This is a genomic window from Candidatus Pantoea communis (assembly GCF_011752685.1).
GTDB lineage: Bacteria > Pseudomonadota > Gammaproteobacteria > Enterobacterales > Enterobacteriaceae > Pantoea > Pantoea communis.
Map to the genome: position 1 here is coordinate 1 of NZ_VWXC01000062.1, position 1,071 is coordinate 1,071.

At 51.5% G+C, this 1,071-nt stretch carries 1 protein-coding gene; it reads left to right on the plus strand.

The annotated features are described in order from the left end of the window. Positions 1-722, plus strand: a 722-nt coding sequence (locus F3J37_RS27815; protein WP_166936846.1) for a DUF1120 domain-containing protein, incomplete at its 5' end; no start/stop codon positions are given. Between the last annotated feature and the right edge of the window lie 349 nt (positions 723-1,071).

Genomic DNA, 1,071 nt, shown 5'->3' on the forward strand with positions numbered 1-1,071 from the left:
TGCAAAAATCCCTGCTGGCTCTGGCCGTGATGGCCACTACCGCGCTGAATGTTCAGGCGGCGTCGAATGTGGATGTGAAAGTGATTGGCCGCATTGACCCGGGCACCTGTACGCCAACCCTGAGCGGCGGCGGTACTGTTGATTACGGTACCATGAGCCCGTCAACGCTGGCTGCGACCGGTTACACCTTGCTGCCAGAGAAACGGCTGGATTTCGATATTGCCTGTACTGCGCCAAGTAAAGTGGCGGTTAAGGTGATAAATGGTCGTCCAAATACGACAGCAGGTTATACAGAAAATAGCGCGACAGGATTTGCTCGACAACCTGCAGGCATGGATATCTTCAGTGTTACTTCGACTGGATTAGGCGTGGCAGGCCTGGGTGAGTCTAACGGAGTGAAAGTGGGTGGCTATGGCGTGCGTATCGCCCCGGGTGGAGCAACTGCAGATAGTAACTCTGTTGATGTTATTGTAGCAATCAACCCGCACAATCCCGCATCAACATGGTCAAAATCAGGTGTGGGTAACCTTCTTCGCCCCGATGGTACGGTAGGTTTTGGCATCTCATGGGCAGCAACCGGCACCACCACCCCTGTTGCCTTCACCAATCTGAGCGGCAAGCTGGGCGTTCAGGCTTATCTGAACCAGCGTTCAGCCTTTGACCTGACCAATACCGTGCAGCTGGATGGTCTGAGCACCCTTGAGCTGGTGTATTTGCCGTAACATCGTATTGTTTATTTATTATCGACCCGGCCTGTCCGGGTTTTTTTATTTTAACCCTGCCCAAACTGTTATTCGTCAGTATTTACTGACAGCCTGCTAATCCTTCACTGATATTTCGCCACATGACTCCCACGCATAATAGCTATCAAGCCGCTGCATCAGCGTGACGGAAATTCTCTGAAACGGACAGCACGATAAATCTCCATAAACTCATTGATGAGAAATTAAATAATGAAAATGATGCAAAAATCCCTGCTGGCTCTGGCCGTGATGGCCACTACCGCGCTGAATGTTCAGGCGGCGTCGAATGTGGATGTGAAAGTGATTGGCCGCATTGACCCGGGCACCT